We start from the raw sequence: 24015 nt of genomic DNA on the forward strand, positions 1-24015 counted from the left end.
AGCGTCCGCCGACGGGCTCAGCGTCCGGGTTCCGCTCAGCGTCCGCCGACGGTCTCAGCGTCCGGCGGCCTCGCGGGCGCGGGCGATGAGCCGCAGGCCCTCGACCGCGTCTGCCGGGTCGACCGGCGCCGGGGCATCCGTGGTGAGGGCCGCGGCGACGCCCGCGTAGAACGCGCCGTAGTCGCCGCGCGCGGTCGGGATGCGCTCGCTCTCGCCGCCGGCGCCGAGCGTGCCCCAGCGCTCCTCCGGCGTCTCGCCGAACCCGGCGTCACCGGGGCGGCCGCCGCTGCGCAGCGCGGGCTCCTGCCCGTCCAGACCCCAGGACGTGTACCCGGCCTCGCTGCCCAGTACGCGGAAGCGCGGGCCGTGCACCGGGGCGACGGCGCTCATCCACAGATGCGACTGCACCCCGGACTCGTGCACCAGGGCGAGGAACACGTCGTCGTCCGCTGCGACGCCCGCGCGGCGCGTCTCGATCTCGGCGTACACGTCGCGCACGGGGCCGAACAGCTGCAGCGCCTGGTCGATCAGGTGCGGACCCAGGTCGAACAGGATGCCGCCGGCGTCGGCCACGGATGCGGTGGACTTCCAGCCCTCCTTGGGTGTGGGCTGCCACCACTCGAAACGCGACTCGAAGCGGCGCACCTCACCGAGCCGGCCGTCCGTGACCAGGCGGCGGAGCGTGAGGAAGTCGCCGTCCCAGCGGCGGTTCTGGAACACCGTCAGCATCCGCCCCTTCTCGGCGGCGAGGGCGATCAGCGCCTCGCCCTCCGCGGCATCCGCCACGAACGGCTTGTCGACGACGACGTGGCAGCCCGCGCGCAGCGCGGCTTCGGCCACTTCGGCGTGCGTGCCGCTGGGCGAGGCGACCACGACGAGGTCGATGTCGCCGGCATCCGCCCACAGCGCGTCCGCGTCGGGGAGGATGCGAGCCTGCGGGTGCTCCTCGAGCGCCTGCGCGGCCCGTTCCTGGCTGCCGGTGACGATCACGTCGATCCGGAACGCCGGGTCGGCGGCGAGGAACGGCGCGTGGAAGAATCGGCCGGCCGTGCCGAACCCGACGATCGCGGTGCGGATCGGCGTCGCTGCGGCATCCGTCATCACAGCACCTCCGAGAGGAAGAGCTTCAGGCGATCGCTCTGCGGGTCGTCGAAGATCTGGTCGGGGGTGCCGGCCTCGACGACCCTGCCCTCGTCCATGAACACCACCTGGTCGGCGACCTTGCGGGCGAAGCCCATCTCGTGCGTGACGACGAGCATGGTCATGCCGCGCTGGGCCAGCTCGGCCATCAGGTTGAGGACGCCCTTGACGAGCTCGGGGTCGAGGGCGCTGGTGGCCTCGTCGAAGAGCATCACCTCGGGCTGCATCGCCAAGGCGCGGGCGATCGCCACGCGCTGCTGCTGACCGCCGGAGAGATCGCGGGGGCGGTGGTCGGAGCGCTCGGCCAGTCCCACCTCGGTGAGCCGGGCCATCGCGATCCGCTCGGCCTCGCCCTTCGGCATCCGCTTGACGTTGCGCAGGGCGAGCGCGACGTTCTGCAGGGCGGTGTGGTCGGGGAAGAGGTTGAAGTGCTGGAACACCAGTCCCACCCGGCGGCGCAGCACGTCGGGCTTGAGGGCCAGCGCGTCGTCGTCGGCGAGCAGGATGCGGCCGGACTTGGGCTCGTGCAGGCGGTTCACGCCACGCAGCAGCGTGGACTTGCCCGAACCGGACGGCCCGATGATGCAGGTGGTCGTGCCGGGCTCGACGGTGAGGGAGACGTCGCGGATGACGTCGACGTCGCCGTACGCCATCACGAGGTTCTGGATCTGCAGCCGGGAGCCCTCGTAGAAGCGGCCGTCGGTGACCGGCTGGGGCGAGGTGTACGTCATGTGTTCTCTCCGCGGGTGAAGGTGGGGCTGAGGGTCTCGGCGACCTCCTCGAGGCCGCTCTTGGGCGGGGTGGCCTTGCGGCGCCCGGTGCGGAAGCGGTTGTCGAAGTAGTTCACCAGGTGCGTCAGCGGCACGGTGATGATCAGGTAGAAGACGCCGGCCGCGACCAGCGGCGACAGGTTGCCGGACAGCACGGCGGCGTCCTGCCCGACGCGGAACAGCTCGCGCTCGCTGACCAGCAGGCCGAGGAAGTACACCAGCGAGGAGTCCTTCACGATCGCGATGAACTGGTTCACCAGAGCGGGGAGCACGCGGCGGATGCCCTGCGGCACGACGACCAGGCGCATCGCGGATCCGTAGGTCATGCCCAGAGCGCGGCAGGCCTCGAGCTGGCCGCGCTCCACCGACTGGATGCCGGCGCGGAAGATCTCGCCGATGTAGGCGCCGGCGATCAGGCTCAGCGCGAGGATCCCCAGCGGGTACGGGGAGGGGCCGAAGATCTGCTGGCTGATCCGGGCGAAGCCCTGACCGATCAGCAGGATCGTGAGGATCGCCGGCAGGCCGCGGAAGATGTCGGTGTAGACGCGGGCCGGGATGCGCAGCCAGGGGCTGCGGGCGATGCCCATGATCGCCAGGATCATGCCGATCACGATGCCCAGCACCGTGGCGCACACCGAGATCACCAGCGTGTTCACGAGCCCGGTTCCGAGCAGCTGCGGCAGCACCTGCAGCATCGCCTCGAAATCGAAGAACGTCTTGATGATGTTGTCGAGCCAGTCCATGAGGATCTCCCTTCGGAATGCGGGGCCCGGTCAGTCAGGCCCGGGCCCCGCATCCCGAGGCGATTACTCGCCGCTCTCGCCCTGCTCGGAGTCGCCCTGCTCGCCGGTCTGCTCGTCGGAGGGCAGGTACTGCTCAGGCATCGGGGAGCCCGGGAACCACTTCTGGTACAGCTCCTTCCAGGTGCCGTCCTCCATGGCGTCGTGCAGCGCGTCGTTCAGCGCCTCGCGGAACTCGTCCTTGCCCTTCGCGATCGCGAAGCCGGCCGGCGCGTCGAACGACGGGATGTCGATCGCGTTCTCCAGGCCGTACTGGGCGGCGTACTCCTTGGCGGCCTCGTAGTCCAGGAAGTGCGCGTCGATGGCGCCGCTGTTCACCGCGGAGATGGCGGCGTTGTTGTCGGGGAACCGCACCAGCTCGGTCTCGGTGAAGTTCTTCACCGCGTAGGCCTCCTGCAGGGTGCCCTGCACCACGCCGAGGCGCTTGCCGGCGAGGCTGTCCTCGTCGGAGATGTCCGAGTCGGGGCTGGCCATCACGGTGAGGTAGCCGGCGAGGTACCCGTCTGTGAAGTCGACGGTCTTCTTGCGCTCCTCGGTGATGCCGATCGCGGCGACGCCCACGTCAAACTGGCCGTTGGCGACCGCGGCGAGCAGGCCGGAGAAGTCCTGGCCGGTGAAGACCACGTCCTCGATGCCGATGCGCTCGGCCACGTCGCGGAACAGCTCCACGTCGAAGCCGGTGAACTCGCCGGACTCGTCGGTGAAGGTGTAGGGCTTGGCGTCGCCGAGGCTGGCCACGCGGATCTGGCCCGGGGTGATCAGGCCGTAGGGGTTGTCGTCGGCGGTCTCGCCGCCGGACGGCGTGCTGTTGTTCTGGGCGCACGCGGTGAGCGCGAGCATCCCGGCGACCGCCGCGGCGACCGCGACACGGCGGAACAGGAACTTCTTGGCCACGGTGTGGCTCCTCTCTTGGGGGACTGCGTTGTCGGGAGGCTTTCGGGCCTCGTCGGTCTCGTCTAGGATTGAGACCGGTCTCAATCGGGGTTTCCAGGAGAATACATGCGTCCGGCCCGGGCGTCAATAGGCTGGGTCGGACGACGACGCGAAGGAGGCGGCCCGTGGCCGCGAACGCAGGCAGCGAGGACGGTCGTCGCCCCGGAAACGGCGACCGGCGCGGCGCGACCGTGGCCGATGTGGCCCGGCGCGCAGGGGTCTCGAAAGCGACGGCCGCCCGTGCGCTGGGCGACTACGGCGCGGTGAGCGCGAAGGTGCGCCAGCGGGTGCAGGATGCCGCGGCGGAGCTCGGATACCGTCCGAACGAGGTCGCGCGGAGCATGAGCACCGGCCGGTCGAACACGATCGGGATCATCGTCGGAGACATCGAGAACCCCGCGTTCTCGCAGGCGACGCGCGGAGCGGCGGACGTCGCCGAGGCCGCGGGGTACGACCTCATCCTTTCCAACTCCCGCGAGGACGTGGAGGCTGAGCTCAAGGCCATCGAGGTGCAGCTCGCCAAGCGGGTGGACGGGTTGATCATCGCCCCGGCATCCTCGCTGCGCGCGGCGAACTACGAGGGGATCGTCGACGCGGGGCGGCCCGTGGTGTTCTTCGACCGTCTCGTGCACGGGTTCGATGCGGATGCCGTCGTCGCCGCCAACCGCGACGGCGCCGCCCGGTTGACGCAGGTGTTGCTGGACGCCGGGCATCGGCGCATCGCGTACGTGTCGACCCTGGTCGAGCCGGATCCGATCGCGCCGCGGGCGGTCTGGCAGGACGACGGACTGACCTTCCGGCCCAGCCTGGTGTCGTCGGTGATCGACGACCGCGTCCGGGGGTACGCGTCCGCGCTGCGGGCGGCGGGCGTTCCGGACCCGCTCGCGCTCGTGCGCCTCGGCGCCGGCGTGGACGGCATCGGGCGGATGGTCACCGAGCTGATCACCGGGCCGAGCGCCGTGACCGCGATCATCGCCTCCGACAGCGTGATCGCGATCGAGGCGTTCCGGGCGATCCGCGAGCTCGGGCTGCGCATTCCGGACGACGTCTCCCTCGTCGGCTTCGACAACGCGCCGTGGACCTCGGTGACCGACCCCGGCATCACCGTGATCGCGCAGCCCGAGCGGGAGCTCGGTGCGATGGCGACGCGGCTGCTGATCGAGCGGATCGAGGGGTCGGATGCCCCGGCATCCGTCCACACCCTGCCCCAGGAGCTGATCCCGCGCGGCTCCGTCGCGGCGCCCCGCGCCTGACCCGCCCCGCACCCACGTGGGTGCACACTCCGGGGGTCGACACGCCACCGGTCGGGCCGGGCGACGGCATCCGTCCGACATCTGGCGTGTCGACCCCCGAACTGGACCGGCCCGGCCCGTCCCCAAAACGGTCGGGGGCGCGCGGGGTCAGAGTCGGTCGACGGCGGTGACGGTGATCACGGCCTCGCCGGCCGCGTCCGAGGCGTCGAGGTCGATGGTCGCGGAGATGCCCCAGTCATGGTCGCCGGCCGGGTCGTCGAGGATCTGCCGGGCGGTCCACACCCGGCCGGCCCGCGGCGACTCGTCGAGGATCAGGAGCTTCGAGCTGCGGGCATCCGGGCCGGTGCGGATCTCGTCATGCTCGGCGTAGTATGCGTCCAGCGCGTCGGCCCAGCCGTCGAACGACGGGTCGAGTTCGGTGAGCGCGTCGAGGTCGTCGCGCGCGGCGAGCTGGACCCGGCGGAACAGCTCGTTGCGCACCAGGATGCGGAAGGCGCGGACATTCGTGGTGAGCCGTTTCGGTGCCGGGGGCACGACCGGTTCGTCGGCGTGGGACACCGGATGCCCGGAGACGAGCTCCTGCCACTCGTCGAGCAGCGAGGAGTCCACCTGCCGCACGAGCTCGCCGAGCCACTCGATCAGGTCGCGCAGGTCGTCGTTCTTGAGATGCTCGGGGATGGTCTGGGAGGCGGCGCGATAGGCATCCGACAGGTACCGCAGCACCACGCCCTCGGACCGGGCGACCTTGTAGAACCCGACGTATTCCCCGAACGACATGGCCCGTTCATACATGTCGCGCACGACCGACTTGGGCCGCAGCTCGAAGTCGCGGATCCACGGCTGCGCGGTCGCGAAGACGTCGAAGGCGGCGGTGAGCAGCTCTTCGAGCGGCTTGGGATGCGTGATCCCCTCGAGCAGCTCCATCCGCTCGTCGTACTCGATGCCCTCGGCCTTCATCGCCGCGACCGCCTCGCCTCGGGCGAGGAACTCCTGCTGGCTGAGGATGGGCCGCGGGTCGTCCAGGGTCGCCTCGACGATGGAGATCGCGTCCAGCGCGAACGTGGGGTCGTCCGGGTCGAGCAGTTCGAAGGCCGCGAGGGCGAACGGTGACAGCGGCTGATTCAGTGCGAAGTTCGGCTGGAGGTCGACGGTGAGTCGGATGCCGTCGCCGTCGCGCTCCACGACCCCGGATTCCACCAGGGTGCGGAAGATCCCGATCGCCCGCAGGGCCAGCAGCCGCTGCCGCGAACGCGGCTCGTGGTTGTCGTATACGAGTGCGCGCATATTCGCGAACACGTCCCCGCCGCGCGCGATCACGTTCAGCATCATGGCGCTCGTGATCTGCATGTGCGAGGTCAGCGTCTCGGGCTCCGCCGCGATGAGCTTGCGGAAGCTCGGCTCGCCCCACGACACGAAGCCGTCGGGCGCCTTCTTGCGGATGATCTTCCGCTTCTTCTTCGGGTCGTCCCCGGCCTTCTTCAGCGCCGCCAGGTTCTCGGTCTCGTGCTCGGGCGCCTGGGCCACCACGGTGCCGGCGGTGTCGTAGCCGGCGCGACCGGCGCGTCCGGCGATCTGGTGGAACTCGCGCGCGTTCAGCTGCCGCATCCGCTGCCCGTCGAACTTCGTGAGCGCCGTGAGCAGCACCGTGCGGATCGGCACGTTGATGCCGACACCGAGCGTGTCGGTGCCGCAGATCACCCGGAGCAGTCCGCGCTGGGCGAGCTGCTCCACGAGACGGCGGTACTTCGGCAGCATGCCGGCGTGGTGCACGCCGATGCCCAGCCGCAGCAGCCGCGACAGCGTGCGACCGAACGCCGTGGTGAAGCGGAACCCGCCGATGAGCTCGGCGATGGCGTCCCGCTGCTCCCGCGTGGCGACCTTCGCGCTGGCGAGCGCCTGCGCGCGCTCCATCGCCGCCGCCTGGGAGAAGTGCACGATGTACACGGGCGCCTGACCGGTGGACAGCAGCTCCTCGATGGTCTCGTGGATCGGCGTGGTCGCGTAGAAGAAGTGCAGCGGCACCGGGCGCTCCACGCCGGTGACGGTCGCGGTCTCGCGGCCGGTGCGGCGAGTGAGGTCCGCGGCCAGGTCGGTGACGTCGCCGAGCGTCGCCGACATCAGCACCACCTGCGCCTGCGGCAGGGTCAGCAGCGGCACCTGCCACGCCCAGCCGCGGTCGGGGTCGCCGTAGAAGTGGAACTCGTCCATCACGACCTGCCCGACGTCGGCGTCCGGCCCCTCGCGGAGGGCGAGGTTGGCGAGGATCTCGGCGGTGCAGCACACGATCGGGGCGTCCGCGTTCACGGCCGAGTCGCCGGTGACCATGCCGACGCTCTCCGCGCCGAAGATGTCCACGAGGGCGAAGAACTTCTCGCTCACCAGCGCTTTGATCGGCGCGGTGTAGTAGCTGCGGCGGCCCGCGGCGAGGGCGGCGAAGTGCGCGCCGACCGCGACGAGCGACTTCCCGGTGCCGGTCGGGGTGGACAGGATGAGGTTGTTGCCCGAGACGATCTCGATGAGCGCCTCGTCCTGCGCCGGGTAGAGGCGGATGCCGGTGCCCTCGGCCCACTCGGTGAACGCCGCGTACACGGCATCCGCATCGGCGCCGCGCACGGCGGACGGATCGAGGACGGTCATCCCCCGATCCTTTCATCCACCGTTGGAATCGCGCGAATGGCCCCGATTCGGCCCGAATCGGGGCCATTCGCGCGATTCGAAAGCCGCTAGCGCTCGCCCAGCAGCTGGCCGCGGATGCGGCGGAGGTCCTCGAGCAGCGAACCGATGAGGATCCAGTGATCGGATGCCGGCGGCCGGACGACCAGCGGGGCGGTGAGCGCCGGGATCGCCGAGGTGACGGCATCCGGCTCGGGGGACAGGTCCGCCACCTGCACCGCGAGACGCACGTCGTGCCCGGCCCGGCGCAGCTGCTCGGCGATCGCGGCGACCGCGGGCTCGTCGGCGATGCTGTCGTCGTAGTGGTCGAAGTACGCCCGGGTCATCCCGATCACCTGCGTGACCACCGGCGAGAGCATGTCGAGCAGCCGGCGCATCTCGGCCAGGTCGTCGCGATGGCGGGAACGGCGGGGGTTGAGGGCGAGAGACTCCTCGCCGGCGACGACGGATGCCTCGGCGGCATCCCGCATCGGCCGCAGCAGCCGCGCCTGCAGCATCAGCTCCTGCAGCCGGGCCGCGGTCTGCGGAGTCGGCAGCGCCTCGGCGAGCCGATCCAGGGTCGCGGCCAGCTCGGCGCCGAGCAGGCCGAGGTCCCGGCGGGCCGGCGCGACCAGCACCGGCGGCACGATCAGCGCGTTCACGACGATCCCGATCAGCGCGCCGATCAGGGTCTCGGCGATGCGGGCCACCGCGTACTCCGGGCTGGACGACCCCAGCGCGAGCACCAGCATCGCCGAGATCGCCACCTGGTTCCCGGTGCCGGGGCTGGCCCGGAACGCCCACGCCGTGAGCATCGCCACCACGACCGCGAGCAGCACGATCCAGCTCGGCGAGCCCAGCAGCAGGCCGAGCAGGACGGCGATCACCACGCCGACGATGACGCCGGTGCTGCGCTCCAGCGCCTTCGCCAGCGACTGGTTCACGCTCGGCTGCACCACCAGCAGCGCGGCGATCGCCGCGAAGACCGGCAGCTGACCGGGCACGATCCAGCCAGCCAGCAGCCAGGCCGCGATCGTCGCCGCCGCCGACTTCACGACCTGCAGCAGCGAGGCCCGTCGGGTGGTGCGGATCGCGGCGGGGATGCGCATGCCTCTCACGCTAGTCGCGGCCGGGCCGGTCCCGAGGCGGGACGGCTGTCCGGGCGCGGATGCCCGGGGACGGATGCCCGGGGAGGGACGCTCGCGACGGATGCCCCAGGGCGGATGCCCGGGGGGCGGGGGCCGGGCCGGCGCGCCGCGCCCCGTGCTGCGGCGCCGCGGAAGTTCCCTTGCACCCTCCCGGCGCCGCGCCGGCGCCGTTCCCGGTCCGCCATCCGCATCCTGTCGGCGGGCCGTGCTTCGATGGAGGGGATGGACGGGCACGGTGGGCAGGCGCGGGAGCAGGCGCTGCGGGAGCTGGGCCGGGGGCTGTGGGCGACGATCATCTGCTTCGTGATCGGCGCCGCGGCCGGCACGGCGGTGCTCTGGGGCGCCGCCCGACCGTTCGCCGGCGACGGCTCGGTGATCATCCCGGCCGCCGCGATCGCCGGGATCATCGCGGCGGGCGCCTTCGTCACGAGCACGTTGATGCACCGCCGCGGCGAGACCGGCCCGATGCCGCCCTGGCAGGCCGTCGTCTCCGACCTGTCGTCGGTGGCCCTCACGCTCGCGTTCGCGGCGGTGACCGGGCTGGGCGTGCTCCTCGCCGGCGAGGTGCTCGCGGCAGGCCTGCACGGGCTCGAGCTGCCGCCCCTCGGCGGAGGGGTTCTCGTCGGCGTGGCCTCCGCCGTCGGCGGGCGGCCGGCGTTCCGCGCCGGCATCCGTCTGCGCACCCGCGACATCGCCGGTCTGCTGTCGGGCTTCCTCGTCATCGGCACGCTGTTCGCGATGATCACCGCCACCGACCCCGGCTGGTGGGAGCGCAACTTCTCCCAGCTCGGCATCGGCGCCGGAGCGTGGGCGTTCAACGGGACGCTCATCATCGCCGGGCTCCTCGTCGCCACGGTCGGCTCGTACCTCGGCCGCGACCTGCACCGGATGCTCGGCGACGACGCGCTCCCACGGATCGCGGGCGTCGTGGCGGCCTGGGCGGCCTCCGGAGCGGCACTCGCCGCGGTCGGGCTGCTGCCGATCGACACCCTGCGCCCCGTGCACACGATCGCCGCGATCGCCGCGGTCGTCCTGCTCGTGCTCGCGGCCGTGCTCACCGCGTCGGCGATGCCGGAGGCGCCCGGGCTGCTCCGGGCCGTCACCGTCGGGCTGGTCGTGCTCGTCGCCGTCTCCGCGGCGCTGGCGATGGCGCGGGTGTACTCGGTGACGGTGCTGGAGAGCATCGTCACCGGCCTCGCGCTGCTGTGGCTGTCGACGCTCGTGCAGGTGGTCGGCGTGCTCGCACCGGATGCCTCGCGGCCGTCGGCCCGGCGCTCGCCGCTGCGTTGAGGCGGGCGACGCTTCGACGGGCTCAGCGTCCGGGGGGGACGGGCTCAGCGTCCGGACGGGCACGGCGTCCGGGGCGACGGGCTCAGCGGACGCTTCGACGGGCTCAGCGTCCCGGGCGTCCGCGCCGGGTCAGCTCTCGCGGCGGCGGACGATCTCCGCGATCCAGAGCGGGGCGAACGGGGAGGTGCATCCCGGCGGCGTCGGGTAGTCCGCGAGCACCTGCAGCCGCTCACCGATCGCGATCGCCCGGTCGCGCAGCGCGGGATGATGGATGCCGATCGTCGCAAGCGTCTCGTTCATCGCCCACTGCTCCCGCGCGGGCGCATCGCGAAGCTCGCGTTCGATCCGGTCGAGCAGCCCGTCGAGGTCGAGCCCTTCGGGCTTCTTCGCGACCCGGTCGGTGGTCAGCGACCAGCCGGCTGCCCGGGCATGAGCATCCGCATCGTCCAGCCAGCGCACCCGCATCTCCTCCGCGTGCGGCGACTTCCGGGCGATGTAGTTCACGAACCAGTCGTGCGCCTTCGCGCTGCGGGTGCTGCGCAGCATCCGATCGAGCTCCGCGGCATCCGCCTCACGCGGCTTGAGGATCAGCAGCGCCACGAGCTGACCCGCGACATCCCCCGAGTCCCACAGCGCCCGGGCGAGACCGGCATCCATCCCGAGCCGCTTGGCCACCCCGCGCAGCTGCGTGAGGTTCACGCCGTGCGCGTCGCCGTGCCGCTCGTTGACCGCCCGCATCTTCGGGTCCTCGAGGGCCGCGAGCTCCCCGAGCACCTCCGCGACGTCCGCCATACTCACAGCGTACGCACGAACGCCGGGGCGGCGTCTGGTTCCGCCGCGGCCGGTGCGGCATCATCGGAGGCAGCCGCATCCGTTCGAAAGGGGACGAGGATGTCCGACCAGATCTTCACCTACCCTGCCGCGTCCGCACGCGGTGGGCGACACCCCCTGACCCGCGGCCCGCGCCGCCGGTGAGCGGCGCGCATCTGAGGCCCCCGGCCGGGAAGATAGGGCATCCGCCCGATGCCCGCCGGGGGCCTCAGCGAGGAGCGTAGGGGTGTCGGAGAAGGAGATCCCATGTACGAGCATCCCTACCTCACCCACCGCATCAACGTCCTCGAGACGGAGCGCCTGGAGGCCGAGCTCGAGCGCCGTCGCCGGATCCTCGAGCAGCCTGAGCGCCTCATCCCGCGCGAGCGCTGGACCACCCGGCTGCGGGGGTTCTTCCGCGGTCGGACCGCGGGCGCGGTCGCGCCGGTCGCGCCGGTCGCGGACGGGCGGGCGGATGTGTCGACGGATGCCGCGGGCGCTGCCGTCTCGGTGACGGATGCCGCGGGCGCGGGCGCGGTGGCGCCGGCGGCGGACGCGGAGGCCTCGGGCCGGTCGGCCGCGCCGGCGGCTGCCGCGGGTGCATCCGTCCCGGACGCGGACCGGCCCGGTCACCAGGACGCCGCGGCGGAGCCCGCGTTGTGCTCCTCCGCCGCATGACGCTTCCGCGAGAGCGGCGCGGCGCCCGAGCATCCGCCCCGGCATCCGCACGGGCATCCCTGCCGGCACCCGCGCCCACCCCGGGCCCGGTCGACGGCCCCGAGGTCCTCGGCCGGACCGGCCCCGATGTCGGTGGCCGGTGGCACGATGAGAGCATGCCTCTCATCGCACCGACCGCCGAGATGGTGGGACGCGACGCCGAGCTGGGTCTGCTCGACGCCGCGCTGCGCCGCGCGGCAGCCGGCGAGACGGCATCCGTCCTCGTCTCCGGCGAGGCCGGCATCGGCAAGACCCGGCTGCTGCGCGAGTTCCGCGCCCGTGCCGAGACGAGTGCCGCGGTGTTCACCGGCTGGTGCGTGGACTACGGTGCGACTCCCGCGCCGTACGCGCCGCTCCCGGCCATCCTGCGCGGCGTGCTCGCCGAACTCGGCGAAGAGACGACGGCCGAGGCCGCCGGTCCCGCGCGGGCCGCGCTGCGACTGCTGCTGCCCGAGCTGGGCCCGGTCGACCGCGCCGCCGTCACCCCCGACGGACTCCGCGAGGCCATCGCGACCCTGCTCGAGGCCGCCGCCGCGCGCCGCCCCGTGGTCGTCCTCATCGAGGACCTGCACTGGGCCGACGACGCCACGCTCGCCATGCTGTCGTTCCTGCTCCGCGCGGTGTCCGGGCACGGCGTGCTGTTCGTGCTCACCTGCCGGGTCGACGAGGTGCGCCGCGGCGGCGCCGTCCGCAGCTTCCTGGTCGAGGCCGAGCGGGCGCGTCTGCTCGACCGCATCGCGCTCGGCCGGCTCGACCCGGTCGCGGTGCGGGCGATGGTCGAAGCGCTCAGCGGCCCCGTCGACGACGCCGTCTTCACCCGCCTGCTCGACCGGTCCGAGGGGGTGCCCTTCTTCGTCGAGGAGCTCTCCTGCAACGCCCTCGGCCCGCTGCCCGAGTCGTTGCGCGACGTGCTGCTGGCCCGGTTCGACCGGCTCGGCGATGACGCGAAGCGCGTGGTGCGCATCGCCTCCGCCTCCGACGCCCCGGTTCCGCACGAGCTGCTCGCCGACCTCGCAGCTCTCCCCGACGAGCGGCTCGACGAGGGCATCCGCGAGGCCGCCGCGGCGGCGATCCTCGCCGTGCGGCCCGACGACTCGTACGGGTTCCGGCACGCACTGCTGCGCGAAGCGGTGCACGACGACCTGCTCCCCGGGGAGCGCGCCCGGCTGCACCGCGCCTACGCCGAGGCGCTCGAGATCCGGGCCGCCGCGCCCGGCGCCTGCCTGGAGTCGGCGCTCGCCTACCACTGGCATCAGGCGCACGACGCTCCTCGTGCGCTCGCCGCGTCCATCGGCGCGATGGAGCGGTCCAAGGCCAGCTACGCGTTCTCGACCGCGGCCCGCTTCGGCGAGCTCGCGCTCGAGCTGTGGGACCAGGTGCCGGATGCCGCGGCCGCCGCCGGCATCGACCGGGTCTCGCTGCTGCGCCGGCTCGGGTCGATCCTGCGCAACGCCGGCGACGGGGAGCGCGCCCTCGCCGTGGTGAACCTCGCGCTCGACGAGGTCGACCCGGCGACGTCCGACCGCGGGGTCTACGTGCGGCTGCTGCGCGACAAGGCGCTGTACCTGCAGAACCTCGGCCGGCCCGGCGCGGCGGAGCTGCTGGCCGAGGCGCTCGCCGCCATGGACGGCCTGGACGACGACCGGCTCCGGGCCTCGGTGCTGAACCTGCTCGCCGGGCGCCACATGGTCGCCGCGCGCATCGACGAGGCCATCGAGACCGCCGACGCCGCGTACCGGATCGCCGAGCGGCTCGGCGACCACTCGCAGATGTCGATCGCGGCGAACACGCGGGCCGCGTCGCGGGTGCACCGCGGCGACGTCGAGGGCGGTCTGGAGGACTACCGGCTCTCCTGGCAGCGGGCGACCGACGACTCCGCGCGTCTGCGCTACTACGTGAACTACTCCGACGTGCTGCACCACCTCGGGCGGCACCGCGAGGCCGTGCGGGTCGCCGAGGAGGGGATCGCCCGCGCACGGACCCTCGGCGTGGAGCGCACCACCGGCTCGATCCTCACCCAGAACGTCGCCGAACCGCTGCTGCAGCTCGGCGAGGTCGATCGGGCCGAGCAGCTGCTGGCGCGCGACCTCACCTTCCGCACCCACCGCATCTTCCGGGTGTACACGATGGCGACCCGGATGCGGGTCCTCGCCTGGCGGGGACGGATCGCCGAGGCGAGGGCGCTGCTCGCCGAATGGCGGGAGACGATGGCCGCCGTCGCCCCGTTCGAGCGCCAGGTGGAGTACTCCCTGCTGAGCACCGAGCTCGCCATCCACCTCGGCGCCGGCGAGGCCGAGGAGGCCGCCGCCGTGATCCGCCGGTTCCTCGCCGCCGACGGGCCGCTGATCGGGCACGCCTCGCGGCTGCTGCTGGAGGCCGGGTGGGTCGTCAGCGCCGTGCGCGCCGACGGGCGGATGCCGGATGCCGCGGCGCTCGCCGAATCCGTCCGGACCGCCTGGGCGGCGCTGCCGCCGGGGCTGCGCCCGGAAGGCTGGAGTGTCGTGCTCACCGCCCTGCTCGACGGCGCCCCCGACGTGCTCCGCGCCGCGCTGCCGGTGACGGACGAGGACGACATGCCGGCCGCATTCCGGGTCGTCGTGCGCCTCGACCTCGCGCGACGGCTGATCCACGACGGGGAGCGCGCCGAAGCGGCATCTGCGCTGTCGGCCGCCCGCGAGATCGCCGCCGCGATCGGCAACGCCCGGCTGCAGCAGGAGGCGGACGAGCTCGCCCTGGCATCCGGCCTCTCCGGCGAACCCGCGGCACCCGCGCTGGCCGAGCTGACCGCGCGCGAGAGCCAGGTCCTGGACCTGCTGGCCGAGGGGCTGAGCAACCGGCAGATCGGCGAACGGCTGTTCATCAGCGTAAGACCGTCAGCGTGCACGTCTCGGCGATCCTGCGCAAGCTCGGCGTGACCACCCGCACCGAGGCCGCCGTCGCCGCCACCCGCCGCGTCGGCGCCTGAGAACCGGCAGAACGCGTCCGGCACAGCGGCAGCCGTGCTGAAATCCTCGCCGACGACACCTTGCGGGAATACCCCAGTGGGGTATCTGTTGTACCCTGGTGAACACCCCAGAGGGGTATCGCGAACAGGAAGGTGAGAAACATGACCACGACCGAGTTCCAGGTGACCGGGATGACGTGCAGCCACTGCGAGATGTCCGTTCGTGAGGAGGTCGCGAAGGTCCCCGGCGTCGAGAGCATCGACGTCAGCGCGCAGACCGGACGGCTCGTCGTCTCCTCGTCCGCGCCCGTCGACCCCGCCGCGGTCATCGCCGCGGTCGACGAGGCCGGCTACCAGGCGGAGTCCGCCTGATGAACGCCGCGGCACGCCTCGGCCTCTTCGGCGTGGGGCTGGTGGCGGTGTTCGGCCTCGCCGCAGCCGCAGCGGGCGCTCTCGCGCCCGACGGCATCGCCACCCCCGCGGCCACCGAGACCGCGGCTTCGCAGGAGGAGCAGGACATGAAGGATCACAACGCACACGGCGGCGCCGGACACGGCGCCTCGGCCGGAGCGGATGCCGGGCACGGCGCCGGCCACCTGGGCGGCCTCGCGCTCGCCGACGGCGGGTTCGTGCTGGACGCCGTCGCGGCTCCGGCATCCGTCGGGGAGCAGGGGTCGCTGAGCTTCCGCATCCTCGGCGCCGACGGCGCACCGGTCACCGCGTACGACGTCGCGCACGAGAAGGAGCTGCACCTCATCGTCGTCCGCACCGACGGCGCGCACTTCCGGCACGTGCATCCCGAGCGGGCGGCCGACGGCACCTGGTCGCTGCCGTGGAGCTGGGACGCGGCGGGCAGCTATCGCCTGTTCGCCGACTTCACGGCCTCCGGCGCCGAGCCGGTGACCCTCGCCCGCACGATCGACGTCGCCGGCGACCTGCGGCCCGTCGACCCGCAGCCGACCGCGCACGCCACCGTCGACGGCTACGACCTGCACCTGAGCGGCGAGCTGGCCGCCGGCGCGGCATCCGAGCTCACCATCACGGTCTCGCGGGGCGGAGAGCCCGTCACCGAGCTCGAGCCGTACCTCGGTGCGTTCGGCCACCTCGTCGCGCTCCGTCAGGGAGACCTCGGCTACGCGCACGTGCACCCGGAGGGCGACGAGCCCGAGCCCGGCGACACGTCCGGGCCGGAGGTGCGCTTCGCCGCCACCGTCCCGACCGACGGCCGGTACCTGCTGTACTTCGACTTCCAGATCGGCGGCGTCGTGCGGTCCGTGCCGTTCGTCGTCGACACGGTCGGAGCGGCCGCGTCCGGCGGCGAGGACGCCGGGCACGGTCACGGCGGCACGGGACATGACGACGGCGGCGACACCGGCGGCGACTCCGGCCACGACGACACCGGCTCCGGCGACCACAGCCACTGAGCCCGCCCATCCGTCACCACGAACACCACGTCGAGGAGCATCATGAGCACCGCAGAGCAGACCCGGATCGAACTCGAGATCGGCGGGATGACCTGCGCCTCCTGCGCCATGCGCATCGAGAAGAAGCTGAACAAGCTGGACGGGGTCACCGCGACCGTCAACTACGCCACCGAGAAGGCGCAGGTCACCGCCGACGGACCCGTCGATCCGGCCCTGCTCATCTCGACTGTCGAGGGCGCCGGGTACACCGCGACGCTCCCGGCCCCGCCCGCGGACACCGACGGCACGTCCGACGATTCCGCCGAGGACCCCGAGCTGCGCACCCTCCGGCAGCGGCTGATCGGATCGATCGTGCTGTCGGTGCCGGTGATCCTGCTGGCGATGATCCCCGCGCTGCAGTTTCCGTACTGGCAGTGGCTGTCGCTCACCCTCGCGGCACCGGTCGTCGTCTGGGCGGCGTGGCCGTTCCACCGCGCCGCCTGGCTGAACCTGCGCCACGGCTCCGCCACCATGGACACGCTGATCAGCCTCGGCACCTCGGCGGCGTTCCTGTGGTCGCTGTACGCGCTGTTCCTCGGCACCGCCGGGCAGCCGGGCATGATCCACGGCTTCTCGTGGACCATCGCCCCGAGCGACGGCGCCGGCAACATCTACCTCGAGGTGGCCTCCGGCGTCACGATGTTCATCCTCGCCGGCCGCTACTTCGAGAAGCGCGCCAAGCGCCGCGCCGGCGACGCGCTGCGGGCCCTGCTCGAACTGGGCGCCAAGGACGTCGCGGTGATCCGGGACGGCGCCGAGACCCGCATCCCGATCTCCGAGCTGCACGTCGGCGACGAGTTCGTGGTGCGCCCGGGGGAGAAGATCGCGACCGACGGGGTCGTGGTGTCCGGGTCCTCCGCGGTGGACCGGTCGATGATCACCGGCGAGTCGGTGCCCGTCGAGGTCGGCGCCGGGGACGCCGTGACCGGCGCGACGGTGAACGCCGGCGGGCGGCTCGTCGTGCGGGCGACCCGGGTGGGCGCGGACACGCAGCTCGCGCAGATGGCGCGCCTGGTCGAGGAGGCGCAGACCGGCAAGGCCGAGGTGCAGCGCCTCGCCGACCGTGTCTCCGGGGTGTTCGTGCCGATCGTCATCGCGATCGCCGTCGCCACGCTGGGCGCATGGATCGGCGCCGGATTCCCGCTCTCGGCCGCGTTCACCGCCGCGGTCGCCGTGCTCATCATCGCCTGCCCGTGCGCGCTGGGTCTCGCCACGCCGACGGCGCTGCTGGTCGGCACGGGGCGCGGGGCGCAGCTGGGCATCCTGATCAAGGGCCCGGAGGTGCTGGAGTCCACGCGTCGCGTCGACACGATCGTGCTCGACAAGACCGGGACGGTGACCGAGGGGCGGATGAGCGTCGTCGACGTCATCCCCGAGGAGGGGACGGATGCCGCGGAGCTGCTCCGTCTGGCCGGCGCGGTCGAGCACGCCTCCGAGCACCCGATCGCCCGCGCCGTCGCCGCCGCGGCCCTGGCGCCCCGGTCGTCCACCGAGGACGGCACTTCCCGGTCGTTGAGCGAGGACGGCGGAGCCGCCCGAGACGAAACGCGTTCCGCTTCCCGAACCCTCCCTCCCGTCGAGTCCTTCCAGAACACCGAGGGCCGCGGCGTCAGCGGTGTCGTCGAGGGACGCGCCGTGCTCGTCGGGCGGCTGTCGCTGCTGGAGGACTGGGCGATCCACCCCTCGACGCGCCTCCTCGACGCGAAGGCAGGTGCCGAGGCCGCCGGTCAGACGGCCGTGCTCGTCGCCTGGGACGGCGCACCCCGCGGCGTGATCGTCGTCGCCGACCGGGTGAAGCAGACCAGCGCCGAGGCGGTGGCCTCCTTCCGCGACCTGGGCCTGACCCCGGTGCTGCTCACCGGCGACAACGAGGCGGCCGCGCGGCACATCGCCGCGGAGGTGGGCATCGACGAGGTGATCGCCGAGGTGCTCCCGGCCGACAAGGTCGACGTCGTCCGGCGGCTGCAGCAGGAGGGGCGTGTCGTGGCGATGGCCGGCGACGGCGTCAACGACGCCCCCGCGCTCGCGCAGGCCGACCTCGGCCTGGCGATGGGCACCGGCACGGATGTCGCGATCGAGGCATCCGACATCACCCTCGTCCGCGGCGACCTGCGTGCGGCGGCGGATGCCATCCGGCTGTCGCGCCGCACCCTCGCCACCATCAAGGGCAACCTGTTCTGGGCCTTCGGCTACAACGTCGCGGCGCTGCCGCTGGCCGCCCTGGGCCTGCTGAACCCGATGATCGCCGGCGCCGCGATGGCGTTCTCGAGCGTCTTCGTCGTCGGCAACAGCCTGCGGCTGCGCCGGTTCCGCTGACCGGCGCACACGCTCGGGAGGAGAACTCGGCCAGCGGCGGATCGCCGGGCCGGATTCCTCCTCCCGAGCGTGAGAACTCCTCCCGAACGGATGCCGGGGGCCGGACGCCGACGGCCCGGGCCCCGAACGGATGCCGGGGCCCCGCCCTAGACTGCCACCGTGAGCGATCAGGCCGTGAGGGTCGCCGAAAGGGAGGAGCGGCGATGATCGCCGACGAGGAGCTGCTGCAGGAGATCGCCGGAATGCTCGACCACGACGGGATGCTCGATATCGGTACGATGTTCCGCCGGCCGGGCATCCGCGCCGACGGAAAGATCGTGGCCTTCCTCGGCGCCGACGACCGGATGATCACGAAGGTGCCGCGCGAGCGGGCCCTCGAGCTGATCGCCGCCGGCGAGGCATCCGAGGTCACGATGGGGAAGCGGACCATGCGCGAGTGGATCTCCGTGCCCGCGGCCGCCGACCGCGACGGCACCCTGGCCCGGTGGACGCCACTGGTGCGCGAAGCGCTCGCGTACGTGACGTCGCTCGGCGGAGGTGCTTGACTCGGACGGGACCCGAGAGCACCGGAAGGGGTGATCCATGCGCCACACGCCGCGTTACATCATGGACGACGTCGACGAGGTCAGGGAGCTGATCCGCCGGCATCCGTGGGCGACGTTCGTCTCGCCGGCGTCCACCGGGCTCGTCGCCTCGCACTACCCGATCCTGATCGACGAGGAGGACCGGGAGGGCATCACGATCGTGAGCCACTTCGGGCGTCCGGACGACGAGCTGCACGAGCTCGGCAGGCACGAGATCCTCGTGATCGTGCAGGGGCCGCACGACTACGTGTCCTCCAGCTGGTACGCCCCGGGCGACCTCGTGCCGACCTGGAACCACCTCACCGCGCACCTGTACGGGGTGCCGGAGATCCTCGGGTTCGAGGAGAACTACGCCATGCTCTCGCGTCTCACCGATCACTTCGAGCACGGCCGGCCCGGCGGACGCAGCCTCGCCGAGGACGAGGAGGGCACACGGCGCATCGCCCGCGGCACGGTGGGTCTGCGGATGCGGGTGACGCGCTTCGACGCGCGCCAAGCTCAGCCAGAACAAGACGCCCGAGGTGCGCGAGAACATCATCCGGCACGTCGAGGGCGGGAACCCGGAGCTCGCCGAGGAGATGCGACGGCGCAACTGACGGCGCCCGCCGGAGTCGCCGGGGCAGGCGCCCCGGGTCAGGCGCTCTCGGCTCGGCCGGCGCGCCAGTAGCCCATGAACGCGACCGAGCGGCGGTCGACGCCGAGGTCGCGCACCAGGTGCCGGCGCAGCGCGGTGATGGTGCCGGCCTCGCCGGCGAGCCAGGCGTGCGTGGTCGGCTTCGTCGGGCTGGTCGCCCCGCACGCCGCCCGCGCCCTCGTCGGCGCCCGGCACACGCGAGTGATCCCGGTGGCGGTGCTGCTCGGTGCCGTGCTCGTCGGGACGGCGGATGCCATCGGCCGCACCGTGCTCGCCCCCGCCCAGCTGCCCGCCGACCTGGTCGTCGCCCTCCTCGGCGCCCCGTACTTCGTCTGGCTCCTCTGGAGATCGCGGGACGCGTAGCCCGGAGCGGGCGGCCCGCCCGCCGCACCTCCCGCGGGCCTTGGGGGTGCGCGATTCTCCCGGCGGTCGGGCGGATGCCGGTCGCCGGGAGCTTTCCGCATCGCGGGAGGTCGTCGCGCGTGCGGGATCCTCCCCGCGGCGCGCGGGCAACAGCGCGAGTCGCGAACGCTCGGCGTTCTGGGCATCCGCATAGCCGGGGCATCGACGCGCCCCAGACGCACGTGGTGTTCTCTTCCCCTGGGAAAGGACGACACCATGAACTCCACCGACCCCCGCTGGCTCGACGCGAACGGCCACGAGATCGATGAGGACCACCGCGGCCTCGTCTACGACATCCGCACGCTCATCGACCGCCGGCGGGCGCTCGGGATCTTCGGCGGGATCGCCGCGACGGCGCTGCTCGCCGCGTGCGCACCGCCCTCCGACACCGGCGCGAATAGCACGAGCACCACGGGCACCGACGGTCGCCCCGCCCCGCCCGACGGCGGCCAGGGCGGCGCTCCGACCGGACAGGACAACAGCGACCTCCTCGAGGGGGAGGTGCCGAACGAGACCGCCGGCCCCTACCCGGCCGACGGCTCGAACGGGGTGAACGTGCTCGACGACTCCGGCATCGTGCGCAGCGACATCCGTTCCAGCTTCGGCTCGTCGGCCACGACGGCCGAGGGCGTCCCGCTCGACATCGTGCTCACCGTCCGCGACGCCACCACGGGCGCGGCGATGGCGGGTGCCGGCGTGTACCTCTGGCACTGTGACCGCGACGGCAACTACTCGCTGTACTCGGATGCCGCGAAGAACGAGAACTACCTGCGCGGCGTGCAGGAGACCGACGACACCGGCACGGTGCGCTTCCGGTCGATCTACCCGGCGTGCTACTCCGGCCGGTGGCCGCACATCCACTTCGAGGTGTATCAGGACGTCGCCACGGCGGTCGCGACCGGACCGATCGTGAAGACCTCGCAGATCGCCCTGCCCGAGGAGACGAACGCCAAGGTGTACGCGACCTCGGGGTACGAGTCGAGCGTGCGCAACGCCTCGCGGGTGACGCTCACCGGCGACAACGTGTTCGGCGATGACGGCGGCATCCTGCAGCTGGCGACGATGACCGGCAGCGTCGACGACGGCTACACGGCTGCGCTGTCGATCGCGGTGTGATGATGGCATCCGATCGCGGTGTGACCGATGGCATCCGATCACGGTGCCGCGACGGCATCCGTCCGCCGGCCGCGAACGCCCAGGCGATTCCGATCACCTGTGCGTAACGTCGAAGACATGACCACGGTTCCCGTCGACGCCGCCGCGATCGCGGAGGCCAGGCAACTGCGAGACGCGTTCCAACGGTTCCTGCGGGAGTACGAGTTCGGGATGCGGGAGGTCGAGACCAAGATCTCCATCCTGCGCGACGAGTTCACCCACAACCACGCGTACAACCCGATCGAGCACGTGAAGAGCCGGCTGAAGTCGCCGGACAGCATCGTCGAGAAGGTTGCGCGGAAGGGCATCGAGCCCGACTTCGACACCATCCGTCGCGAGATCACCGACATCGCCGGGGTGCGGGTCACGTGCAGCTTCGTCTCCGACGTGTACCGGCTGTTCCAGCTGCTCACCCAGCAGGACGACGTCACCGTGAAGATCGTGAAGGACTACATCGCCCAGCCGAAGCCGAACGGCTACCGCAGCCTGCACGCGATCGTCGAGGTGCCGGTGTTCCTCTCCACCGGACCGGTGCCGGTGCCGGTCGAGGTGCAGTTCCGCACCATCGCGATGGACTTCTGGGCGAGCCTGGAGCACAAGATCCACTACAAGTTCCAGGGGCAGGTGCCGAGCCATCTGGTGCAGAGCCTCACCGAGGCGGCCGAGGCCGCCGGTGAGCTCGACCTGCGCATGGAGCGGCTGCACCACGAGGCGCACGCCGTGAACCAGCGGGCTCTGGAGGCCTGACTCCCGGGACGACCTGCCCTTCCCGCCACATTGTGTCCGGTGAGGTGGGTTGTCGCGCCCCGGACCAGCACGACGCGACACAATGTGTCGCCGGGGGGATCAGCCCAGGAACGTGCGGGCGGCGGTGGTCATCGCGGTGACGCCGACGTCGATGGTCGGATGCAGGACGGGCGCGAAGAACGGGGAGTGGTTGGTCGGGATGTCGCGGTCGACCGTCCCCGCCCGCGCGGCGGCCCGGTAGTCGTCGGGGTCGATGCCGCCCCAGAACCAGAACACCAGCGGCGCGCCGGCGTCGCGGGCGAACCACGACACGTCCTCGCTTCCAGTGAACAGCCCCGGGTCGACGACGGCGTGCTCGCCGAACTCCTCGTGGAACGCGGCGACGACCCGCGCCGTGGCATCCGGGTCGTTGATCGTCGCCGGGAGGGTGTGCAGGGTCGAGATCTCCGGCTCCCGTTCGGCTCCGGATGCCAGGGCTTCCGCCCGGATCACCCGCTCTACCTTCTCGAGGACCTTGTCGCGCAGCGCCTCGTCCGGGTACCGGAGGCTGAGCTGCAGCGTGGCATCCGCCGGGATGATGTTGTTCTTGGTGCCGGCGTGGATCGCCCCGACGGTGACCACCGCCAGCTCCCGCGGGTCGACCTCGCGCGACACAACGGTCTGCAGCCGCATCACGGTGGAGGCGGCCATCACGATCGGGTCGATGGTGGCGTGTGGCCGGGATCCGTGCCCGCCGCGGCCGTGCATCACCACCTGGATGCCGTCGGATGCCGACATCTGCGGCCCCGGGCGCACGCCGATCACGCCGGCGGGCAGCGGGGTGAGGTGCTGCCCGAGGACCACGTCCGGGCGGGGGAAGCGCGCCAGCATCCCGTCGTCGAGCATGGTGCGGGCCCCGGCGCCGAACTCCTCGGCGGGCTGGATGATCACGACGACGGTGCCGTGCCACTCAGCGCGGTCGGCGACCAGGCGCTCCACGGCGCCGATCATCGCGGTGACGTGCATGTCGTGGCCGCACGCGTGCATCACCGGCACGGTGTGCCCGTCGGGGTCGACGCCGGTCGCGGTGGACGCGTAGGGCAGGCCGGTGTCCTCCTTCACCGGGAGGGCGTCCATGTCGGCGCGGAGCCAGACGACCGGGCCGGATGCCTGGGCGGGCTCGCCGCCCTGACCGCGCTTGGGGTTGCGGAGCACACCGACCACGCCGGTGACGCCGACGCCCTCGTGCACCTCGAGTCCCAGGTCGCGCAGGTGCGCGGCGGCGATGCCGGCGGTGCGGGTCTCCTGGAACGACAGCTCCGGATGCCGGTGCAGGTCGGTGTACAGCGCTTCGAGGTCGATGGCCATACGGGTGAGCCTAGCGAGCGGTGACGCTCCGACGGCTCGGCGTCCACCCGCACGTTCTGACACATTGTGTCCCGAGGGGTGGGTCGTCCCGACGGGCACCCGCAGGTACGGACACAATGTGTCGCGACGGGTGGGTGGGGCTGCGGATGGATGGGGCTCCGGGTGGGTGGGGCTGGGGGCCAGGCGCGCCGTCAGCCGATCCAGGACGCGAGGGCGTCGACGGAGTCGCCGTAGTTGACCCGGATCACGGGGAGCGCCAGCTTGTCGGTGCCCGGGGTGACGTAGCCCCACTCGATCGTGCGCCCGAAGGTGAAGCCGGCCTTCGCGGTGCCCTCCTTCGTGGTCTCGGTGTAGTGACCGAACGGGTACGCGACGACCTCCTTGGCGCCGAGGATGGCGGCCGAGGTCTCCAGGTCGGCGGCGATCTGCTCGGCGGACCAGTTCGTCATCCGGCCGCGGCCGTTCTCGCCCGCCTCGTGCATGTCGTGCGTGTGCGAGCGCTGCAGCACGTAGGGCGACGGCGACGGGTCCTGTCGGTACTCGGTGATCACGAACGACGTCGTGAGGACCTTGTGCTTCACCACCACCGGCACGGCCAGGTCGAACCAGGTCGGGTCGGCGTCGTCGTCGGTGACGATCACGGACCGCGGCGGAAGGTACAGCCGCCCGTCGACGAACGCGTCCAGCTCGTCGTGCGCCGTGTCGGCGTCGGCGTCGGCGCGCCGGCCGCCGTGCGCTCGCCGGATGCCGGGGACTGCTCTCCGCGCAGGGCCGGCATCAGCGCGAACGCGGCGACGGCGGCACCCGCCAGCGCCACGGCGCCGATCACGGTGAACGTCAGACGGCGCCGCCGCCGGCGGGAGTACCGGCGGGGGCGCGGAGCGGGGAGGGTCACGCCTTGATCCTAGGG

Annotated in this window: 21 protein-coding genes and 2 pseudogenes; 12 read left to right on the plus strand and 11 right to left on the minus strand. The window is 72.4% G+C overall.

The annotated features are described in order from the left end of the window. Window positions 1-54: 54 nt before the first annotated feature. The 4 genes from JRG78_RS00640 to JRG78_RS00655 all read right to left on the minus strand — a co-directional run bounded on the left by JRG78_RS00640 (window position 55) and on the right by JRG78_RS00655 (window position 3550). Entirely contained in the window at window positions 55-1101 is a 1047-nt protein-coding gene (locus tag JRG78_RS00640; protein ID WP_259607102.1) for a Gfo/Idh/MocA family protein, read from the minus strand. Beyond that, on the minus strand, window positions 1101-1871 hold the full coding sequence (locus tag JRG78_RS00645; RefSeq protein WP_259607103.1) for an amino acid ABC transporter ATP-binding protein: 771 nt from the start codon (window positions 1869-1871) through the stop codon (window positions 1101-1103). Before JRG78_RS00645 ends, JRG78_RS00640 begins: the two co-directional genes overlap by 1 nt. After that, window positions 1868-2653 (minus strand): amino acid ABC transporter permease, encoded by a 786-nt coding sequence (locus JRG78_RS00650; RefSeq protein ID WP_259607104.1) that lies wholly within the window; start codon window positions 2651-2653, stop codon window positions 1868-1870. The genes JRG78_RS00645 and JRG78_RS00650 overlap by 4 nt, the downstream gene beginning before the upstream one ends. Before the next feature lie 63 nt (window positions 2654-2716). Beyond that, on the minus strand, window positions 2717-3550 hold the full coding sequence (locus JRG78_RS00655; RefSeq protein ID WP_259608223.1) for an ABC transporter substrate-binding protein: 834 nt from the start codon (window positions 3548-3550) through the stop codon (window positions 2717-2719). A gap of 218 nt (window positions 3551-3768) precedes the next feature. Here JRG78_RS00655 and JRG78_RS00660 point away from each other — a divergent pair, with 218 nt between their 5' ends. Next, on the plus strand, window positions 3769-4896 hold the full coding sequence (locus JRG78_RS00660; protein WP_259607106.1) for a LacI family DNA-binding transcriptional regulator: 1128 nt from the start codon (window positions 3769-3771) through the stop codon (window positions 4894-4896). Between the two features lie 147 nt (window positions 4897-5043). Here JRG78_RS00660 and JRG78_RS00665 read toward each other — a convergent pair whose 3' ends face one another. Both JRG78_RS00665 and JRG78_RS00670 read right to left on the minus strand, forming a co-directional pair. Beyond that, window positions 5044-7533, minus strand: coding sequence for a DEAD/DEAH box helicase (locus JRG78_RS00665; RefSeq protein WP_259607107.1), 2490 nt, complete (start codon window positions 7531-7533; stop codon window positions 5044-5046). An 86-nt stretch (window positions 7534-7619) separates the two neighbouring features. Continuing rightward, a complete protein-coding gene (locus JRG78_RS00670; protein WP_259607108.1) occupies window positions 7620-8657 on the minus strand; it encodes an FUSC family protein in 1038 nt (345 codons plus the stop codon). Window positions 8658-8918: 261 nt separating this feature from the next. On the opposite strand from JRG78_RS00670, the gene JRG78_RS00675 reads away from it, so the two are divergent. Then, the gene (locus tag JRG78_RS00675) at window positions 8919-9986 is read left to right on the plus strand and encodes a DUF998 domain-containing protein (protein WP_259607109.1); all 1068 of its coding nucleotides are present in this window, start codon (window positions 8919-8921) and stop codon (window positions 9984-9986) included. A gap of 129 nt (window positions 9987-10115) precedes the next feature. Here JRG78_RS00675 and JRG78_RS00680 read toward each other — a convergent pair whose 3' ends face one another. Beyond that, entirely contained in the window at window positions 10116-10778 is a 663-nt protein-coding gene (locus tag JRG78_RS00680; RefSeq protein ID WP_259607110.1) for a DNA alkylation repair protein, read from the minus strand. A 285-nt stretch (window positions 10779-11063) separates the two neighbouring features. On the opposite strand from JRG78_RS00680, the gene JRG78_RS00685 reads away from it, so the two are divergent. The 7 genes from JRG78_RS00685 to JRG78_RS00715 all read left to right on the plus strand — a co-directional run bounded on the left by JRG78_RS00685 (window position 11064) and on the right by JRG78_RS00715 (window position 19487). Beyond that, entirely contained in the window at window positions 11064-11474 is a 411-nt protein-coding gene (locus tag JRG78_RS00685; protein WP_259607112.1) for a hypothetical protein, read from the plus strand. Between the two features lie 155 nt (window positions 11475-11629). Continuing rightward, window positions 11630-14428: an ATP-binding protein gene (locus JRG78_RS00690; protein WP_272653496.1), complete on the plus strand. Its 2799-nt coding sequence runs from the start codon at window positions 11630-11632 to the stop codon at window positions 14426-14428. Window positions 14429-14619: 191 nt separating this feature from the next. Continuing rightward, on the plus strand, window positions 14620-14829 hold the full coding sequence (locus tag JRG78_RS00695; protein ID WP_259607114.1) for a heavy-metal-associated domain-containing protein: 210 nt from the start codon (window positions 14620-14622) through the stop codon (window positions 14827-14829). After that, complete coding sequence (locus JRG78_RS00700; protein WP_259607115.1) at window positions 14829-15881, plus strand: heavy-metal-associated domain-containing protein; 1053 nt, start codon at window positions 14829-14831, stop codon at window positions 15879-15881. The genes JRG78_RS00695 and JRG78_RS00700 overlap by 1 nt, the downstream gene beginning before the upstream one ends. A 42-nt stretch (window positions 15882-15923) precedes the next feature. Next, window positions 15924-18236, plus strand: a complete 2313-nt coding sequence (locus JRG78_RS00705) for a heavy metal translocating P-type ATPase (RefSeq protein ID WP_259607116.1) — start codon at window positions 15924-15926, stop codon at window positions 18234-18236. Window positions 18237-18439: 203 nt separating this feature from the next. Beyond that, entirely contained in the window at window positions 18440-18781 is a 342-nt protein-coding gene (locus JRG78_RS00710; RefSeq protein ID WP_259607117.1) for a TfoX/Sxy family protein, read from the plus strand. 37 nt (window positions 18782-18818) lie between these two features. Further along, the gene (locus tag JRG78_RS00715; RefSeq protein ID WP_336297693.1) at window positions 18819-19487 is read left to right on the plus strand and encodes an FMN-binding negative transcriptional regulator; all 669 of its coding nucleotides are present in this window, start codon (window positions 18819-18821) and stop codon (window positions 19485-19487) included. Here the strand turns inward: JRG78_RS00715 and JRG78_RS00720 are convergent. Continuing rightward, window positions 19454-19585, minus strand: a pseudogene (locus JRG78_RS00720) (SIP domain-containing protein); the annotation flags it as partial. The gene JRG78_RS00715 and the pseudogene JRG78_RS00720 sit on opposite strands and share 34 nt — an antisense overlap. Before the next feature lies 1 nt (window position 19586). On the opposite strand from JRG78_RS00720, the pseudogene JRG78_RS00725 reads away from it, so the two are divergent. From JRG78_RS00725 to JRG78_RS00735, 3 genes and pseudogenes are all read left to right on the plus strand, one after another. Next, window positions 19587-19817, plus strand: a pseudogene (locus tag JRG78_RS00725) (iron chelate uptake ABC transporter family permease subunit); the annotation flags it as partial. 255 nt (window positions 19818-20072) lie between these two features. Continuing rightward, a complete protein-coding gene (locus tag JRG78_RS00730; RefSeq protein WP_259607118.1) occupies window positions 20073-20972 on the plus strand; it encodes a dioxygenase family protein in 900 nt (299 codons plus the stop codon). Window positions 20973-21089: 117 nt separating this feature from the next. Then, complete coding sequence (locus tag JRG78_RS00735) at window positions 21090-21758, plus strand: GTP pyrophosphokinase (RefSeq protein ID WP_259607119.1); 669 nt, start codon at window positions 21090-21092, stop codon at window positions 21756-21758. 99 nt (window positions 21759-21857) lie between these two features. Here JRG78_RS00735 and JRG78_RS00740 read toward each other — a convergent pair whose 3' ends face one another. From JRG78_RS00740 to JRG78_RS00750, 3 genes are all read right to left on the minus strand, one after another. Then, complete coding sequence (locus JRG78_RS00740; RefSeq protein ID WP_259607120.1) at window positions 21858-23105, minus strand: amidohydrolase; 1248 nt, start codon at window positions 23103-23105, stop codon at window positions 21858-21860. A 191-nt stretch (window positions 23106-23296) separates the two neighbouring features. Further along, complete coding sequence (locus JRG78_RS00745; protein ID WP_259607122.1) at window positions 23297-23746, minus strand: polysaccharide deacetylase family protein; 450 nt, start codon at window positions 23744-23746, stop codon at window positions 23297-23299. Next, on the minus strand, window positions 23743-24000 hold the full coding sequence (locus JRG78_RS00750; RefSeq protein WP_259607123.1) for a hypothetical protein: 258 nt from the start codon (window positions 23998-24000) through the stop codon (window positions 23743-23745). The genes JRG78_RS00745 and JRG78_RS00750 overlap by 4 nt, the downstream gene beginning before the upstream one ends. Window positions 24001-24015: the final 15 nt, after the last annotated feature.

This window comes from Microbacterium sp. EF45047, from assembly GCF_028472845.1.
Lineage (GTDB): Bacteria > Actinomycetota > Actinomycetes > Actinomycetales > Microbacteriaceae > Microbacterium > Microbacterium neungamense.

Excerpts from the sequence above, each read along its gene's own strand:
- JRG78_RS00670 (WP_259607108.1), bottom strand. The coding sequence starts at position 8,657 with ATGCGCATCCCCGCCGCGATCCGCACCACCCGACGGGCCTCGCTGCTG.
- JRG78_RS00700 (WP_259607115.1), top strand. The coding sequence starts at position 14,829 with ATGAACGCCGCGGCACGCCTCGGCCTCTTCGGCGTGGGGCTGGTGGCG.
- JRG78_RS00715 (WP_336297693.1), top strand. The coding sequence starts at position 18,819 with ATGCGCCACACGCCGCGTTACATCATGGACGACGTCGACGAGGTCAGG.
- JRG78_RS00695 (WP_259607114.1), top strand. The coding sequence starts at position 14,620 with ATGACCACGACCGAGTTCCAGGTGACCGGGATGACGTGCAGCCACTGC.
- JRG78_RS00650 (WP_259607104.1), bottom strand. The coding sequence starts at position 2,653 with ATGGACTGGCTCGACAACATCATCAAGACGTTCTTCGATTTCGAGGCG.
- JRG78_RS00710 (WP_259607117.1), top strand. The coding sequence starts at position 18,440 with ATGATCGCCGACGAGGAGCTGCTGCAGGAGATCGCCGGAATGCTCGAC.
- JRG78_RS00730 (WP_259607118.1), top strand. The coding sequence starts at position 20,073 with ATGAACTCCACCGACCCCCGCTGGCTCGACGCGAACGGCCACGAGATC.
- JRG78_RS00685 (WP_259607112.1), top strand. The coding sequence starts at position 11,064 with ATGTACGAGCATCCCTACCTCACCCACCGCATCAACGTCCTCGAGACG.
- JRG78_RS00735 (WP_259607119.1), top strand. The coding sequence starts at position 21,090 with ATGACCACGGTTCCCGTCGACGCCGCCGCGATCGCGGAGGCCAGGCAA.
- JRG78_RS00640 (WP_259607102.1), bottom strand. The coding sequence starts at position 1,101 with ATGACGGATGCCGCAGCGACGCCGATCCGCACCGCGATCGTCGGGTTC.
- JRG78_RS00665 (WP_259607107.1), bottom strand. The coding sequence starts at position 7,533 with ATGACCGTCCTCGATCCGTCCGCCGTGCGCGGCGCCGATGCGGATGCC.
- JRG78_RS00675 (WP_259607109.1), top strand. The coding sequence starts at position 8,919 with ATGGACGGGCACGGTGGGCAGGCGCGGGAGCAGGCGCTGCGGGAGCTG.
- JRG78_RS00705 (WP_259607116.1), top strand. The coding sequence starts at position 15,924 with ATGAGCACCGCAGAGCAGACCCGGATCGAACTCGAGATCGGCGGGATG.
- JRG78_RS00680 (WP_259607110.1), bottom strand. The coding sequence starts at position 10,778 with ATGGCGGACGTCGCGGAGGTGCTCGGGGAGCTCGCGGCCCTCGAGGAC.
- JRG78_RS00645 (WP_259607103.1), bottom strand. The coding sequence starts at position 1,871 with ATGACGTACACCTCGCCCCAGCCGGTCACCGACGGCCGCTTCTACGAG.
- JRG78_RS00655 (WP_259608223.1), bottom strand. The coding sequence starts at position 3,550 with ATGCTCGCGCTCACCGCGTGCGCCCAGAACAACAGCACGCCGTCCGGC.
- JRG78_RS00690 (WP_272653496.1), top strand. The coding sequence starts at position 11,630 with ATGCCTCTCATCGCACCGACCGCCGAGATGGTGGGACGCGACGCCGAG.
- JRG78_RS00740 (WP_259607120.1), bottom strand. The coding sequence starts at position 23,105 with ATGGCCATCGACCTCGAAGCGCTGTACACCGACCTGCACCGGCATCCG.